Source organism: Corynebacterium sp. 20-84 (genome assembly GCF_053479455.1).
Genome location: NZ_JBRBCB010000002.1, coordinates 88820 through 103894, shown reverse-complemented (window position 1 = coordinate 103894; position 15075 = coordinate 88820). Strand labels below are relative to the sequence as shown.

General features: G+C 64.7%; 11 protein-coding genes and 1 pseudogene. 3 read left to right on the top strand and 9 right to left on the bottom strand.

Features of this window, described 5'->3' with window-relative positions:
• Window positions 1-74: 74 nt before the first annotated feature.
• The 3 genes from ACUY2Y_RS01950 to ACUY2Y_RS01940 form a co-directional block, all read right to left on the bottom strand.
• A complete protein-coding gene (locus ACUY2Y_RS01950) occupies window positions 75-1775 on the bottom strand; it encodes an alkaline phosphatase D family protein (protein ID WP_448324583.1) in 1701 nt (566 codons plus the stop codon).
• Between the two features lie 148 nt (window positions 1776-1923).
• Window positions 1924-2334, bottom strand: coding sequence for a nucleoside-diphosphate kinase (gene ndk / locus ACUY2Y_RS01945; protein WP_210572452.1), 411 nt, complete (start codon window positions 2332-2334; stop codon window positions 1924-1926).
• A gap of 20 nt (window positions 2335-2354) precedes the next feature.
• Window positions 2355-2672, bottom strand: coding sequence for a hypothetical protein (locus ACUY2Y_RS01940; protein ID WP_448324582.1), 318 nt, complete (start codon window positions 2670-2672; stop codon window positions 2355-2357).
• A gap of 40 nt (window positions 2673-2712) precedes the next feature.
• On the opposite strand from ACUY2Y_RS01940, the pseudogene ACUY2Y_RS01935 reads away from it, so the two are divergent.
• The 3 genes and pseudogenes from ACUY2Y_RS01935 to ACUY2Y_RS01925 form a co-directional block, all read left to right on the top strand.
• Window positions 2713-2946: pseudogene (locus ACUY2Y_RS01935) on the top strand (AMP-binding enzyme); the annotation flags it as partial.
• Between the two features lie 164 nt (window positions 2947-3110).
• Window positions 3111-4304: an acyl-CoA dehydrogenase family protein gene (locus tag ACUY2Y_RS01930; RefSeq protein ID WP_448324581.1), complete on the top strand. Its 1194-nt coding sequence runs from the start codon at window positions 3111-3113 to the stop codon at window positions 4302-4304.
• Window positions 4305-4391: 87 nt separating this feature from the next.
• Window positions 4392-5597 (top strand): acyl-CoA dehydrogenase family protein, encoded by a 1206-nt coding sequence (locus ACUY2Y_RS01925; RefSeq protein ID WP_448324580.1) that lies wholly within the window; start codon window positions 4392-4394, stop codon window positions 5595-5597.
• Between the two features lie 48 nt (window positions 5598-5645).
• Here the strand turns inward: ACUY2Y_RS01925 and ACUY2Y_RS01920 are convergent, their stop codons facing one another.
• The 6 genes from ACUY2Y_RS01920 to ACUY2Y_RS01895 form a co-directional block, all read right to left on the bottom strand.
• Entirely contained in the window at window positions 5646-6767 is a 1122-nt protein-coding gene (locus ACUY2Y_RS01920; RefSeq protein WP_448324579.1) for an HNH endonuclease signature motif containing protein, read from the bottom strand.
• A gap of 111 nt (window positions 6768-6878) precedes the next feature.
• Window positions 6879-9083, bottom strand: coding sequence for a 3-hydroxyacyl-CoA dehydrogenase NAD-binding domain-containing protein (locus ACUY2Y_RS01915; RefSeq protein WP_448324578.1), 2205 nt, complete (start codon window positions 9081-9083; stop codon window positions 6879-6881).
• Between the two features lie 5 nt (window positions 9084-9088).
• Window positions 9089-10240 (bottom strand): acetyl-CoA C-acyltransferase, encoded by a 1152-nt coding sequence (locus ACUY2Y_RS01910; protein ID WP_448324577.1) that lies wholly within the window; start codon window positions 10238-10240, stop codon window positions 9089-9091.
• 145 nt (window positions 10241-10385) lie between these two features.
• Entirely contained in the window at window positions 10386-10835 is a 450-nt protein-coding gene (locus tag ACUY2Y_RS01905; RefSeq protein ID WP_448324576.1) for a DUF4233 domain-containing protein, read from the bottom strand.
• Window positions 10835-12289: a bifunctional tetrahydrofolate synthase/dihydrofolate synthase gene (gene folC, locus ACUY2Y_RS01900; RefSeq protein ID WP_448324703.1), complete on the bottom strand. Its 1455-nt coding sequence runs from the start codon at window positions 12287-12289 to the stop codon at window positions 10835-10837. Before folC ends, ACUY2Y_RS01905 begins: the two co-directional genes overlap by 1 nt.
• Before the next feature lie 35 nt (window positions 12290-12324).
• A complete protein-coding gene (locus ACUY2Y_RS01895; protein WP_448324575.1) occupies window positions 12325-15063 on the bottom strand; it encodes a valine--tRNA ligase in 2739 nt (912 codons plus the stop codon).
• Window positions 15064-15075 lie beyond the last annotated feature (12 nt).

Genomic DNA, 15075 nt, shown 5'->3' with positions numbered 1-15075 from the left:
TCAGGGCGCGCAGGTTTCTATTCCGAGCGAACCGACAGGGACGCCCGCCTCCGCGAGGGAGGTGGCGTGTGCGCCTAGCGCTTCTCCTGGAAGCCCTGGCCAGCGACCCACGTACGAGTCACGGCGAGGCGGGCAGACGCGCCCGGGTCCTCCACGTCCGAGACACGGTAGAAGTCCATGACCACTTTGTCCTTGGAGATGCGGGCAATTCCGTAACCGTGGGAATCGAAGTCCACGTGGTTGACCCACGGGTTCGCCGAGTACATCACGCCTTCAACGAGGTGGGTGATGTGGTTGTCCTCGGGCGTGTAGGTCTTCGTGTACTTGGTCACGATTTCATCCACGTTCGGGGCCGTGATCGACGAACACACCATCTCGCAGCCGATCTCCTTGCCCTTGTGCTGCACCGAGTGAGCCCACTCGGAGTGAATGTCGCCGGTGAGGAAGAGGGTGTGGGGGGCGGTGCTAGAGAGGACGTCGAAAAGCCGTGCTCTCTCGGCGCGGAATCCATCCCACTGGTCGGCGTTGACGGCGATGCCCGCGGACTTCGTGAACTCGTCGAGCACGTCGTTCGCGGTTCGGTTGTCGGAGCTCGTCGGCGGCAGGTGACCGATCTCCATCGGCGAGACCATCACCGAATTGCCCAGCACATTCCAGGCAGTCGTCGCGGTTTCGACCTCGCCCTTGACCCAGTCGAACTGTTCCGAGCCGAGCATGCTGCGTTCCGGCGCGTCCTTGTCGCGGCCGAGCACCTTGACCGGCTCATCGCGGTACGAGCGCAGGTCCATCATCGTGAGCTTGATCAGATTGCCGAACTGGTAGCTGCGGTAAATGTGCCCGCCTTCCGACGGACGCACCGCACGCACCGGCAGCCACTCGTAGTACGCCTGGTGAGCGAAAGACTCGCGCTTCTTCCATTCGCCTTCCGCGCCCTCGGTGTGGTTCTCGGCGCCGCCCCTCCAGGAGTCATTGGCGGACTCGTGGTCATCCCACACCACGACCCACGGCACGGCAGCGTGCGCGGCCTGCAGGTGCTCGTCGGTGCGGTAACGGCCGTAGCGAACGCGGTAATCCTCGAGCGACACGATCTCGTGCGCCGGGTGATGCGGACGCGACACACCGCTCTTACCTGCATACTCGCCGGTCGGGTACTCGTAGATATAGTCGCCCAAGAAGACGACGACATCGATCTCGCCCGCGGCGGCGCGCTCCGCCATGTCGCGGTAGGCGGTGAAATAACCGCACTCGTAATTGGCGCACGATGCGACGACGAGCTTGTACTCGTCGATATCCGCCGTGAAGGCCGGCGCCGTGTGGGTCGCGCCCACTGGGGAGACCTGATCATTCCAACGGAAACGGTAGAAATAATCGGTGGCGGGCTTCAGACCGCGGGGGTCGACCTTCACCGTGTGGTCGCTCGCGGCGGTGGCGCGATGCGTGCCCTTGCGCACGATCTTGGAGAACTCACGGTCCGTTGCGATCTCCCATTCCACCGTCGCATCCTCGCCGATCCCCGACCCCGGCACAGCCTCTTTCGACACCGTCACACGGGTCCAGATGATCACGGAATCCGGCGTCGGATCACCGGACGCGACACCGTGCATGAACGCCGCGTACGGCTTCGGCTTCGGGGCCTGCGGCAAGCGTGCCGACGACAGCGACCGCGACGACGAAAGCTGAGCATTCGCAGTGGCATTACCGGCCACAGCCGCACCAGCGGCAGCTGCGGCGGAACCCGCGAGGAAGCGACGACGAGGAAGATTCTTATTAGCCATGCATAACACCTTCGAATCCGCCGTTTCGCAGCGCAAGCGGAACTCATCGGTGCCAACGAATGTTCCGCACGAATTCACAGGGAGTTCACTTGGCGTGGGTAAGCAAAAAGCCCGCACCATAACGGCGCGGGCTCGAAGCAAAGATGACTTAGAGGTTCGGGAACCAGATCGCGATCTCGCGCTCAGCGGACTCCGGAGAGTCGGAGCCGTGGACGACATTCTCGCCGACCGTCAGAGCGAAGTCGCCGCGGATCGTGCCCGGGGTCGCCTTCTCCACCGGGTGGGTGCCACCGGCGAGCTGACGCCATGCGGCGATCGCGGACTCGCCCTCGACGATGCCCGCGACCAGCGGCGCGGAGGTGATGAAGTCCACGAGCTCACCGAAGAACGGCTTGTCCTTGTGCTCCTCGTAGTGCTTCTCAGCAGTCTCGCGGTCTGCGGTGCGCAGATCCATCTCGACGAGCTTCAGGCCCTTGCGCTCAATACGGGAAATGATCTCTCCCACGTGGCCGTTTGCGACACCATCAGGCTTAATCAGAATCAGAGTGCGTTCAGTCATGGCTCCAACCCTACCGCCTGCTAGTCGACGTCGCGCACAACAGCCGCCGCAGTCTCATGGTCCGTGTTTCGGAACCACAGCTGCACCTGCCGGACCGCCGAATCCTCGCGCCCCTCGGCCTTGAGACGGCGCACGGTATCGCGCTGCTCGTCATCAAGCTCGATCGGCGCACCCTCTCGGGCACTGTATGCCCGGTACTTCTCCAGCAGACCGATGAACAGGAAAACGCCCGCCCCGACCAGAAGAAACAGTGCCACCCACTTCGGAGTGTTCATGAACGCGAGGACGATCGCGGCCAACGACAGGGCCGCGGCGAGAGCGAGAGAACCAGCTTGCATGCATCCGAGGGTACCTGGGGTGGAGCATGAAAATTAAGCAATTGCCGACGCCGGCGTTGTCGGCGTCGAACGCGACGGACTCGAGATTCCGCGCGCATTCGTCGTGCTTCAGCAGGGAGCGGAACTGACCGCCGAGGAGCTCATGGAGTGGGTCGCCGAGCGCGTCACCCCCTACAAGAAGGTGCGCGCAGTGACCTTCTTGGACGAGATCCCCAAGAACCCCACCGGCAAGATTCTGCGCAAGGACCTGCGCCTTATCCCGCTGGAGGGGTAGCTTCCCGCCGCCTCCGGGGGCAGTGCGACGCATCCCACATAAAGTCTGCGCGAATTCCTCTGTAAAGTTCTGCGACATAAGTCACAATTAAGAGTGTTATGGTTTTGCTCCACATTTCCACTGGGAGCGGAACCACACTCCGGAACCCAAGAAAAGAGGGAATCATGGCTGACAACCCAGTCCACGAGCTGCTGGACCCGAAGACCGACTACTACCAGGTATTCGCTGACATCGAGGGCGCGGACCTCGAGTGGTGGAAGAAGGCCCGCGACTTCGGTGAATTCGCCCGCCCCTACGTCAACGAGGGATGGGAAAAGGCCGAGTACCAGATCCCCGTCGTCGCCGAGGCCGGCAAGCGCGGCCTGTTCCGCGACGCCATCGAGATCGAGGGTGAGCCGCACATGTCCGTGCGTGCTGCACGCCTGATGGCTTTCGAGTTCGCGCGCACCGACGCCTCCCTCGGCACCGCTTTCGGCGTCCAGGCAGGGCTCGCGATGCAGTCCATCGCGATGTGCGGCTCCGAGGAGCAGAAGGCTAAGTACCTGAAGCCGATGTGCCACCTGGAGATCCGCGGCGCATTCGCTCTGACCGAGCCGGACCACGGCTCCGACTCCATCGCGCTGGAGACCACCGCGCAGCGCGAGGGCGACGAGTGGGTCATCAACGGCGAGAAGAAGTGGATCGGCCACGGCTCCGTCGGCCACATCGCGGTCGTGTGGGCGCGCGACACCGAAGACGGCCAGGTCAAGGGCTTCATCGTCGACCAGGATCAGGACGGTTACGAGGCGGAGACGATCGTCGGCAAGGCATCGCTGCGCGGCATCCCGCAGGCGCACATCAAGCTTAACGACGTCCGCGTTTCCGACGACCGCCGCCTCCCCGGCGCCAACTCCTTCCGCGACTGCGCGAAGGTGCTGGCTGGCACCCGCGTGTCCGTCGCATGGGCCTCCCTTGGCCTGGCGACCGACTGCTACGAGAAGGCGCTCGACTACGCGCAGCGTCGCGTCCAGTTCGGCCGCCCCTTGGTAAAGAACCAGATCATCCAGCAGCGTCTCTCTGACATGCTGCAGGATCTCACCTCCATGTTCCTCTACTGCCGCCGCCTGCTCGAGCTGGAGGAGTCCGGTGAGCTGACCGAGCAGCAGGCCGCTCTAGCGAAGGTCCACTGCACTCGCGCTGCCCGCAAGATCTCCGCTGACGCCCGCGACATGTTCGGCGGCGTGGGCATCCTGCTGGAAAACGACGTGGCACGCCACCACGCCGATGTCGAGGCCCTGCACACCTACGAAGGCACCGACACGATGCAGTCCCTGATCGTGGGCAAGTCCATCACCGGCGTCGGCGCATTCGCCGGCTAAGGCACACGCTGAAATGAGCTGCATCGCGACCGAGAATGGAAGCGGTGCAGCTTTTCGCGCGAAAGCTACAGAAAGCGAGAAAGACTCATGACTGAAGAGAACGTGACCGACGGCGTCGCCGCCCTCCTCGATCCGAAGACCGACTACTACCGCGTGTTCGCCGACGTCGACGGCGAGGACCTCGAGTGGTGGAAGAAGGCCCGCGAGTTCATGGAATTCGCCCGCCCCTCGATCAACGAGGCGTGGGAAAAGGCCGAGTACAACATCCCGGGTGTGGAGGAAGCCGCGCGCCGCGGTCTGGTCACCGACGGTATTTCCATCGACGGTGAGCCCGGCATCTCGATCCGCGCGAACCGTCTGATCCAGATGGAATTCGCGCGCACCGACGCGTCCACCGCGACCGCACACATCGTGCAGTCCGGCCTGGCCATGCGCTCGATCTCCGAGTGCGGTTCCGAGGAGCAGAAGGCGAAGTACTTGGGCCCGATGTCGCGCATGGAGATCCGCGGCGCCTTCGCGCTGACGGAGCCGGATCACGGTTCGGATTCGATCGGCCTTGAGACATCCGCACGCCGCGAGGGCGACGAATGGATCATCAACGGCGAGAAGAAGTGGATCGGCCACGGCTCCGTCGGCCACATCACGATCGTGTGGGCGCGCGATGAGGAGGACGGCGAGGTCAAGGGCTTCATCGTCGACCAGGACCAGGAGGGGTACTCGGCGGAGACGATCGTGGGCAAGGCGTCGCTGCGCGGCATTCCGCAGGCGCACATCACGCTTAACGACGTCCGCGTTTCCGACGACCGCCGCCTCCCCAATTCCCACTCCTTCCGGGACACCGCGAAGGTGCTCACCGGCACCCGCATCGCAGTGGCATGGGTGGCACTCGGCATGGCGATCGACTGCTACGAGAAGGCACTCGACTACGCACAGCGCCGCGTCCAGTTCGGTCGCCCCCTGGTGAAGAACCAGATCATCCAGCTGCGCCTGGCCGACATGCTGCAGGAAGTGACCTCGATGGCGCTGTACTGCCGCCGTCTGCTGGAGCTGGAGGAGGCCGGCGAGCTCAACGAGAAGCAGGCAGCCCTGGCGAAGGTCCACAACACCCGTGGCGCACGCAAGATCGCGGCCGACGCCCGCGACATGTTCGGCGGCGTCGGCATCCAGCTCGAAAATGACGTGGCACGCCACCACGCCGACATCGAGTCGCTCCACACCTACGAGGGCACGGACACCATCCAGTCCCTCATCGTGGGCAAGTCCATCACCGGAGTGTCCGCTTACCGCTCTTAAGGCACTCTGAATGCCGGGTCCTGCTGATGCAGGGCCCGGTTTTACGGTTTAACAGCCGAAGAGGATGCTCATGGCGCCGAACGAATGATGTGTGCGACGCACGGGTGTTCCGCGGGGTGAAACCCAGACCGGGGTGCCCCGGCGCATGTGAATACGCCCGCGTTTTCGCCGCCGCGGATCGTCGTCGTTGACGCGGTTGTGGTAGCTGCACAAGGGCGCGAGGTTGTCCAGGTTGGTCTCTCCTCCCCTGCTCCACGGCGTGACGTGGTGGATCTCGCATGTGTCTGCGCAGTGGCGGCAGAACGGCTGCGAGCACATCGGCATCGCGGCTCGCGCGAGATCCCGCTGCTTCTGGTTGGCGAAGCGGCTCAACCGGTACAGATTCACCGCGCCCTTTTGCGGGTGGAAGACCGCGGCTTCCAGCTCATTGTCGGCGGTGGCGATGAACCGGTTGAGGAATTCTGCACCCGTCATGGTCGTGCCGTCGGTAAGCCCGAGAATAACCTCGTCACCATTACCGCGGACAATATCCACGAAATCCGGCAGACCGACAAGAACGAGTGGCCGCGGTTGCGCGTGCGGGACGCCTGTAACGGGCGCACCGTCGGTGTTGCCTTCGGAGTTGCCTTCGAGGTTGCCGCGCAGCAGGTCCTCGAATCTGGACGCCATCTGGGGCATGGCGGGCTTCGAAGAATCAATGCCGTCACGCAGAAATTGCTCGGTGTCGGAGAGCAGGCGCTCGTCGGCGGTCACGGTCATGGAGCGCTTCCCCATCCGCGAGCGACCGAATTTGACGGCGTCTGCGGGCGCAGCAGGTTCCGGGTCCGGCACCAGTTTCTTCGCGCGGCGCTTCACAGCGTCGAAGGTACCGCGGCTATTCAGTAAGGAAAGGCGGGTCTTCCAGCGGGTGGAGGGATCGTCGATAAGCGAAAGGCGCGATTCGATGAACGCGAGCTGATCAATCGACAGCCCGCTCGTCCGTGCCCTATCGAGGGCTTTTCGCTGCCATTTCGTCCATTTCGTGCGCCCGAAATAGGTGTTGCTCACTGCTTCCCAGTCGCGGACGCGCCGCGGATCGAGCCCGGCGGCGAGCGCGACCTCGCGGTCGAAATCCGCGAGCGAGTCCACAACGCTGTCGGACAGCGTGCGGATCATGTCAGTGAACGTCATGATTTTCACGCTAACCGAATCCGCAACCCGTAGAAAGCGATCTTTGCGCATTATAGTGCGCAAAACCGGCACCCTGCGATCGTGCGGGGTGCCGGTTTTGTCGAGAGCCGGTTAGTTATTCAGCGGCTTGCGCGTAGTCGCCATGGACACGGCGCGGTCGTGGTTCTCCTGGCGCTGGAGCACCTCGGTGGCGGCGTCGACCTGGCGCTGGGCCAGCTCATCCTCGGTCGCGGTGCCCTCGCCGGTGAAGACCTTGGCGAGAGCCTCGCCGATGGCCTTGTCGGTCTCGGAACCGTCGGTGTAGGCCAGGGTGTCGCCAGTGAGCGGGAGCTCGGCGTCGGCGGGTGCGGAGTAGCCCTCGGCGAGCTTCTTCACCAGCTCAAGGGCGCCCTCGACGACGTGGTCCGGGGACTGGATGACTTCGTCATTCTCACGCCAGAAATCGACGTTGACAGCCGGGACCGGCTTGACGTTGAGCAGCACGCCGAACGCGGTGGCGTGCGGGTTCGGCGCACCGATCTCGACCAGGCGCTCCAGCAGGCGCACCGGGCCGGACCAGGCCGGGAAGAGGCCGACGTTGCGCTCCGGGAAGCCCACGCGGGACTCGGCGTGGATCACCGAAGCGTCGGTGTGCAGCAGCAGCTCCATGCCGCCGCCGAGGGCCACGCCGCGGACAGCGCCGACCACCGGGTACGGAGCCACACGTGCGCCGTGCAGGCCGTCGATGCCCTGCTTGATGGTGCGTGCCAGCTCCTCAGCGTCGCCCTCCGGACCGGAGAGCTTCGCCAGGGTGCCCAGATCGGCGCCGGCGGAGAAGGCGCGCTCCTCGTCGTTCGCGATAACCAGACCCTTGAGGTCCCACTCCGGCGCGTGCGTCCACAGCTCGGTAACGGCGTTGGAATTAGAGTTCATCGGGGTCTTGTAGACGAAGACACCGAAGCCGGCGTAGTCGCCGTCGGTGAGCTTGTACACGGTGGCGTCGTCGTTGCCAGCGATCTCCTCGGCGCCAGCGACGAGTTCAGCCACGCGGATGACGCCCTCGCGTTCCGGCAGGTCGGTCAGGTTGCCGTCGGTGCCGAGCACCTTGCCGTCGGCGTAGAAGCCGCCGGTCTGCTGGGCGGACTGAAGCAGGGCCGGGGCGTCGTCGATAAGCGATGCGACGAAGTCGATGCCCAGCGAATCCGCGAGTGCGAACGGGCCCTTCTTCCAGCCGTAACCGAGCTGCATCGCGATGTCGATCTGGTCGACCGTGTCCGCGATCTCCGGCGCGGTGTCGCAGCAGTACTTGATGAAGGTCGCGAAGACCTCCTTCGCGTAATCGCCCTCCGGGGTGCCCGACTCGATGAGCTCCTTCGGGTCCTTGCCGACCTCGAATTTCTCCTTCGGGCGGTAGTCGCCCGCGGAGAAGTCGTAGACCTCGTCGCGGCCGCGGTAGAAACCGGACTCCGCGGTGCGGCCGGTGAAGCCCTTGTCCAGAAGGGTTTTGAATTCGTCGCGCTCGACGATGTTGTAGTCGTGGTACGCGTCGGACTCCGGCAGGGCCTTCAGCAGCGAGCCCCAGATGCCCGGGACGAGCTGGATACCGACGTAGTCGAACAGGCCGAAGATGCCGGTGCGCGGAACGCCGAACGGCTTGCCGAACGCGACGTCCGCCTGCTCCGGCTTGATGCCGGTGTCAAAGGCGGTCTTCGCGCCAACCGCCATCCAGAAGTTGCCGATGCGGTTCGCGATGAAGCCCGGGGTGTCGCGGCAATCCACGACGACCTTGCCCATCTGGCGCTCGAGGACGTGGTGCATCTGCTCCTTGACCTCGGCGGAGGTGTCCGGCCCCTCAACGTACTCCACCAGGCGCATCACGCGCGGCGGGTTGAAGAAGTGGGTGATGGAGAAGTCGCGCTTGAACTCGTCGGATGCCTCGCCGAGCAGGACCTCCAGCGGAATGGTGGAGGTGTTCGACGACACCGGGGTGCCCGGCTTGCGGTGGGCGTCGACCTTGGCGAAGGTCTCGCGCTTGACGTCGATGTCCTCGAAGACGGCCTCGACGATCCAGTCGACCTCGCCCAGGCGGTCCAGGTGGTCCTCGGTGTTGCCCGGGGTGATCAGTTCCGCGTTCTCGGGGCGCTGGAAGCCGTGGCGCTTCAGCTGGGTGTCGATGCCCTTCTGGGCGCGACCGTTCCGCTCGTCCCCTTCAGCGCCTTCGATCGGCAGATCGAGGAGCTGAACCTTGATGCCCGCGTTGGCCATGTGCGCGGCAATGCCGGCACCCATGGAGCCTGCGCCGAGAACTGCTGCTGTGGTGATGTCTTTAGCTGCCATGTGTTTTAAACCTCCAGAATGAGTGCGATGCCCTGGCCGCCGCCGATGCAGGCGGTAACCAGGCCGTAGCCGCCGCCAGCATTCTTCAGCTGGTGGATGAGCTTGGTGGTCAAAACGACGCCGGTGGCGCCGATCGGGTGGCCGAGCGCGATGGCGCCGCCCTGGATATTGGTCTTGTCGTTGTCGAAGCCGAGCTGGTCCGCGACAGCGATGCACTGTGCGGCGAACGCCTCGTTGGACTCGATGAGCTTGATGTCGTTCAAGGACAGGCCGGCCTTGTCGAGCGCCTTCGGCACAGCGGCGACGGGGCCGAGACCCATGGTGGCCGGGTCGCAGCCCGCGACACCCCAGGAGACAATCTTGGCCAGCGGTTCGAGACCGAATTCCTTCAGGCCGGATTCGGTGGTCATGACGGTGGCGGCTGCAGCGTCGTTGATGCCGGAGGAGTTACCGGCGGTGACGGTGCCGTCCTTCTTGAAGGTCGGGCGGAGGCCGCCGAGCTTCTCCAGCGTGGTCTGGCGCGGGTGCTCGTCGGTGGTGAACTCGCCGACCGGGACGATCTGCTCCTCGAACTCACCGTTGGCGATCGCGGCGGCGGCGCGCTCCTGCGACTGCAGGGCGTACTCGTCCTGGCGCTCGCGGGAAATGTCGTGCTTCGCGGCGATATTCTCCGCGGTAATGCCCATGCCGCCGTTGCCCATCGGGTCGGTCAGCGCACCGGTGAGCCAGTCGATCAGGCGGCCGTCGCCCATCTTGCGGCCCTGGCGCATGCCCTCGACGGAGTACGGAGCCTGGGACATGACCTCGACGCCGCCGGCGAGCGACAGCTTCGCGTCACCCGTCATCAGCTGCTGCGCTGCGGAAATAATGGCCTGCACGCCGGAGCCGCAGAGGCGGTTCACACCGTAAGCGTGGGAGCTCTGCGGCAGTCCAGCCTCCAAAGCCACAGCGCGGGAGGTGTAGTTGTCGCGCGGGATCGTGGTGACCACGTTGGCCCACACGGAGGAGTCGAAGTTCTCGGCGGAGACACCGGATTCTTCGATCACGGCCTTGGCGATGTGGGTGCCGAGGTCGATGGTGGCCATACGGGACAGCGAACCGCCGAACGTGCCGACGGGCGAGCGCTTGGCCTGGGTGATGTAAATAGGCTCAGACATGGATCTCCTTCATCGTTGTGCTGGATTACACATCCACACAATTATAGGAAAGATCACAGTCGAGTTCCGCGCCTCGATCACTTTTTCTGACCGGGGTAGCACCGCTCACATTTCGCAGCGCTTATCGACGGGCCACTCGCACTTTTTACTCCTCGTCGGCAGTGCCCAGGTGCTGCGTGGTGAGGAGCCCGCGGCGCTGGCGTTCCAGGATATCGGCGCGCATCTTCACGATCAGGAACCAGACGATTCCGAACATGATGCCCACTGCCCCGACGGACCAGTGGATGAAAAAGCCGATAATGATGAGGGGGACTTGGAGGGCGACGTCGATAAGCAATGCTCCCGGGCGTCGCTGGAAGAATGCCGCAATGAAATGCGCGAACCCCATGACCGTGATGAACCCCCAGTTGAACGTGGTCCACATTTCGCCGTCGTTGATCTTGAGGATCACGGTCAGGCACAGCCAGATCGTGATCGCTTCCATGATCAGGGTGCCGGAGAGCACGCCGGATAGGCCTTTGATCGGGTCCTTGACGGGCGCGGAGCCGGGGCCGAGCGGGCCGTACTCGACGGGTTTGCGGGGCGTGCGGGACATTATTCGGGGTCCTTTCCAAACATGGCGCGGGCCTCGCCGGCAGTGACGACGGAGCCGGTGATGAGCACGCCCGAGCCGGATTGCGCGCCGACGGCTTCGAGCGCTTCTTCGGCGAGCTCGACGGCGAGCGTGTACGCGGACGGGAGGTGCTCTTCGACATGGACGCGCTCCTCACCGAAGATGTCGCGCGCGGTCTCGGCGAGCTCGTACGCGTCGGTGGCGCGCGGCGACGAGTTCTGGGTGATGACCACTTCGCTCAACACGGGCTCGAGCGCGGTGAACACGCCGACGGCATCCTTGTCGTCGAGGATGCCGAGTACGCCGATGAGGCGCGCGAAGTTGAAATCACGCTCGATCGCGGCGGCGAGGGCGTGTGCGCCGTGCGGATTGTGGGTCGCGTCGATGAACGTCGTCGGGGTGGAGCGCACGCGCTCGAGACGCCCCGGGGACACGGCGGCGGCGAACCCTTCGCGCACGGTGTCGGCGTCGAGGGGCTTCTCCGCGCCGGCACCGAAGAACGCTTCGACAGCGGCGAGTGCGACGGCTGCGTTCCGGGCCTGGTGCGGGCCGGACAACGGCAGGAAGATGTTGTCGTAGGTGCCGGACAGGCCGCGCAGCTTCAGGGTCTGGCCGCCGACGGCGACGCCGGCTTCCTCGACGCCGAATTCTTCGTCGAGACGCGCGACCGCGGTGCCGACCTCGACGGTGCGCTCCAGGATGACGCGCATCGCGTCGGATTCTTGGTTCGCGACGACGGTGACGGCTTCAGGGCGGCGCACGATGCCTGCTTTCTCTGCCGCGATCTCAGCGATGGTGTCGCCGAGGTAGTCGGTGTGGTCGAGGCCGACGGGCATGATGACATCCACGTCGGATTCGACGACATTCGTCGCGTCCCACGTGCCACCCATGCCGACTTCGACGACGGCGATCTCGACGGGGGCATCAGCGAAAGCGGCGAGCGCGATCGCGACAGTGACCTCGAAATACGACATCGGGTGGTCGCTTTTCGCATCGACCATCTCAATGAAGGGTGTGATTTCGTCGTAGATGCGCACGAAATCAGCCGGGTGGATCGGCTCACCGTCGATGCCGACGCGCTCAGTGATCGACTGCAGATGCGGGCTCGTCGTGCGGCCCACGCGCGCGCCGAAAGAGCGCAGCAGCGACTCGATCATGCGCACCGTCGACGTCTTGCCGTTCGTGCCGGCGACATGGATGACCTTGTAGGCGCGCTCCGGGTGGCCGAGGAAATCCATGAGCGGCTCGATGCGCTCAAGGCTGGGGTCGATCTTCGTTTCAGGCCAGCGCGCGAGCAATTCGCGCTCCACACGGGCGAGTTCGGCGAGATCATCCTCGCTCACGGGCCGCGGGACGGGGGCGGCGGCGTCGGGGTCGGCGGGGGTGTCGTCGATAAGCTCGTCGCCTAAATTGAGCACGAGCCCGTCTTCGTCCATGCGGATGTCGTATCCGCTCTCCTCGCGGTCCGCCACTACTTGGCCTCCGGCAGCGCGTTAAGGCGCGCGGTGACGCGCTCGACCTCTTCCTGCGCGACCTTCTGGCGTTCGCGGATCTTCTCCACGACCTCGGCCGGAGCATTTGCCAGGAAGTTCTCGTTGCCGAGCTGCTTGCCTGTGGTGTCCAGCTCCTTCTCCGCGGCGGCGAGCTCCTTTTCGAGGCGCTTGCGCTCGGCCGCGACGTCGACGGTGCCCGAGGTGTCCAGGGCCGCGTCCAGGGTGGTTTCCTTAAGACGCACTTCAATGCTTGCCGACGCCTCAAATTCCTCCCCCGGCTCCTCCACCCTCGCGATCGAGCGGATCATTTCCTCCTGGCCGACAAGGTCCGCCTTGGCGAAATCAAGGCGCGCCGGCACCTTCTGCGACGGCTTGACACCCTGGTCAGAGCGGAAACGGCGCAGCTCAGTGATCAGCGCGATCGCATCGTTGATGCGGCGCTGGGCAACCTCGTCGACCTCGGCGCCGACGTTGGTGTCCTCGGCAGTCGGCCACGGCGCGAGGCACAGGGAGTCCTTTTCGGTGAGAGCTTTCCAGAGGACCTCGGTGACGAACGGCATCGTCGGGTGCAGCAGGCGCAGGACCACGTCGAGGACACGGCCGAGGACGATCTGGGTGGTGCGGCCGCGTGCGGTCTCGCCGTCGCGCGGGATCTGGGTCTTGGCGATCTCGAGATACCAGTCGCACAGCTCGTCCCAGGTGAAGTGGTAGAGCTCCTCGTTGGCTTTGGAGAACTGGTAGTCGTCGAGAAGCTTATCGACGTTGCCCCGCACCGTTTCCAGCCTGTCCAGAATCCAGCGGTCTGCGTCGGTGAGCTCCTCGCGCGCCGGCAGCGGACCGACGGCGGCGCCGTTCATGAGGGCGAATTTGGTGGCGTTGTAGAGCTTGGTCGCGAAATTGCGGGCGGCCGCGGCGTTGTCGTCGCCGATCGGCAGGTCGATGCCCGGGTTCGCGCCGCGGGCGAGAGCGAAGCGCAGTGCGTCCGCACCGTAATCGCGCACCCAGTCCATCGGGTCGATGCCGTTGCCGAGGGACTTGGACATCTTCCGGCCCTTCTCGTCGCGGACGAGACCGTGGAGGAAGATATTGTCGAACGGTACTTCCGGCCGATCGTCCTGGCCTTGGCCCAGGACATCGGCTGTTTGGGTGCCGGCGAAGGTGCCGAACATCATCATGCGGGCGACCCAGAAGAACAGAATGTCGTAGGCGGTGACCAGCACCGTCGTCGGGTAGAACTTCTCCAGCTCCGGGGTGTTGTCCGGCCAGCCCATCGTGGAAAACGGCCACAGGGCAGACGAGAACCAGGTGTCCAATACGTCCGGGTCCTGCTCGTAGCCTTCCGGCGCCTCTCCATCAGGGCCGAGGCAGATGATGTCGCGGTTGCCGTCGGCGTCTTCCGGGCCGTACCAGATCGGGATGCGGTGGCCCCACCACAGCTGGCGCGAGATCGTCCAGTCGTGCATGTTGTCCACCCAGTCGAAATAGCGCTTCTCCAGGGAGTTGGGGTGGATGACGGTGTCGCCCTCGCGGACGGCGTCGCCGGACATGCGGGCGAGCTCAGAGACCTTCACGAACCACTGCAGCGACAGACGCGGCTCGATCGGCTCGCCGGTGCGCTCGGAGTGGCCGACGGAGTGGACGTACGGGCGGACCTCCTTGACGATTCTTCCCATCCGTGCGAGTTCTTCACGAACTCGCACGCGGGCTTCCTCGCGGGTCAGGCCGTCGAACTGCGTGCCGGTGTCGGCGATGCGGCCGGTCTTGTCCATGATGATGGGCATGTCCAGGTCGTGGCGCAGGCCCATCTCGTAGTCGTTCGGGTCGTGAGCCGGGGTGATCTTCACGGCACCGGTTCCAAGCTCCATGTCGACGTAGTCGTCGGCGATGACCTTCAGTTTCAGGTCGTCGCGGAATGGGTGGTCGAATTCTTCGCCGATGAGATGCTGGTAGCGCTCGTCATCGGGGTGGACGGCGATGGCGACGTCGCCAAGCATCGTCTCGACGCGGGTGGTGGCGACGATGAGGTGCGGCTCGTCGTCGTTCAGCGAGCCGTAGCGGATGGAGACGAATTCGCCCTCGACATCCTTGTAGACGACCTCGATATCGGAGACGGCGGTCTCCAGCACCGGGGACCAGTTGACCAGGCGATAATCCTGGTAGATCATCCCAGCGTCGAAAAGCTGCTTGAAAATGGTGACGACCGCGCGGTTGAGCCCTTCGTCCAGCGTGAAACGCTCCCGCGACCAGTCGACGGAATCGCCGATCGCGCGCATCTGCGACGTGATCGTGCCGCCGTACTTCTCTTTCCACTCCCACACGCGGGAGATGAATTCCTCGCGGCCGTAGTCGTAGCGGTCCTTGCCCTCAGTCTCCTTGAGCATGGCCTCGACCTTGGTCTGCGTGGCGATGCCCGCGTGGTCCATGCCCGGCAGCCACAGCACCTCGTAGCCCTGCATGCGCTTGCGGCGCACCAGGGAATCCATGAGTGTGTGGTCCAGCGCGTGGCCCATGTGCAGCTGACCCGTCACATTCGGCGGGGGCAGCACGATCGAGTAGGCGGGCTTGTCCGACGACGGGTCGGCCGTGAAATAGCCCTTGGCCACCCAGTCTTCGTAGATCCCCTGCTCGAGGTCCTGAGGCTCCCAGCTCTTCGGCAGGGCGTCCGCCCGGCTGACACCGATGAGCTGCTCGTTGTACGTCGCGCTAGATTCAGTCACGGTTAGACAGTG

What these genes read in the sequence shown, in the direction of transcription:
- ACUY2Y_RS01950 (WP_448324583.1), bottom strand. Translation starts at nt 1,775, where the DNA reads ATGGCTAATAAGAATCTTCCTCGTCGTCGCTTCCTCGCGGGTTCCGCC.
- ACUY2Y_RS01925 (WP_448324580.1), top strand. Translation starts at nt 4,392, where the DNA reads ATGACTGAAGAGAACGTGACCGACGGCGTCGCCGCCCTCCTCGATCCG.
- ACUY2Y_RS01915 (WP_448324578.1), bottom strand. Translation starts at nt 9,083, where the DNA reads ATGGCAGCTAAAGACATCACCACAGCAGCAGTTCTCGGCGCAGGCTCC.
- ACUY2Y_RS01930 (WP_448324581.1), top strand. Translation starts at nt 3,111, where the DNA reads ATGGCTGACAACCCAGTCCACGAGCTGCTGGACCCGAAGACCGACTAC.
- ACUY2Y_RS01940 (WP_448324582.1), bottom strand. Translation starts at nt 2,672, where the DNA reads ATGCAAGCTGGTTCTCTCGCTCTCGCCGCGGCCCTGTCGTTGGCCGCG.
- ACUY2Y_RS01905 (WP_448324576.1), bottom strand. Translation starts at nt 10,835, where the DNA reads ATGTCCCGCACGCCCCGCAAACCCGTCGAGTACGGCCCGCTCGGCCCC.
- ndk (WP_210572452.1), bottom strand. Translation starts at nt 2,334, where the DNA reads ATGACTGAACGCACTCTGATTCTGATTAAGCCTGATGGTGTCGCAAAC.
- ACUY2Y_RS01910 (WP_448324577.1), bottom strand. Translation starts at nt 10,240, where the DNA reads ATGTCTGAGCCTATTTACATCACCCAGGCCAAGCGCTCGCCCGTCGGC.
- folC (WP_448324703.1), bottom strand. Translation starts at nt 12,289, where the DNA reads ATGGACGAAGACGGGCTCGTGCTCAATTTAGGCGACGAGCTTATCGAC.
- ACUY2Y_RS01920 (WP_448324579.1), bottom strand. Translation starts at nt 6,767, where the DNA reads ATGACGTTCACTGACATGATCCGCACGCTGTCCGACAGCGTTGTGGAC.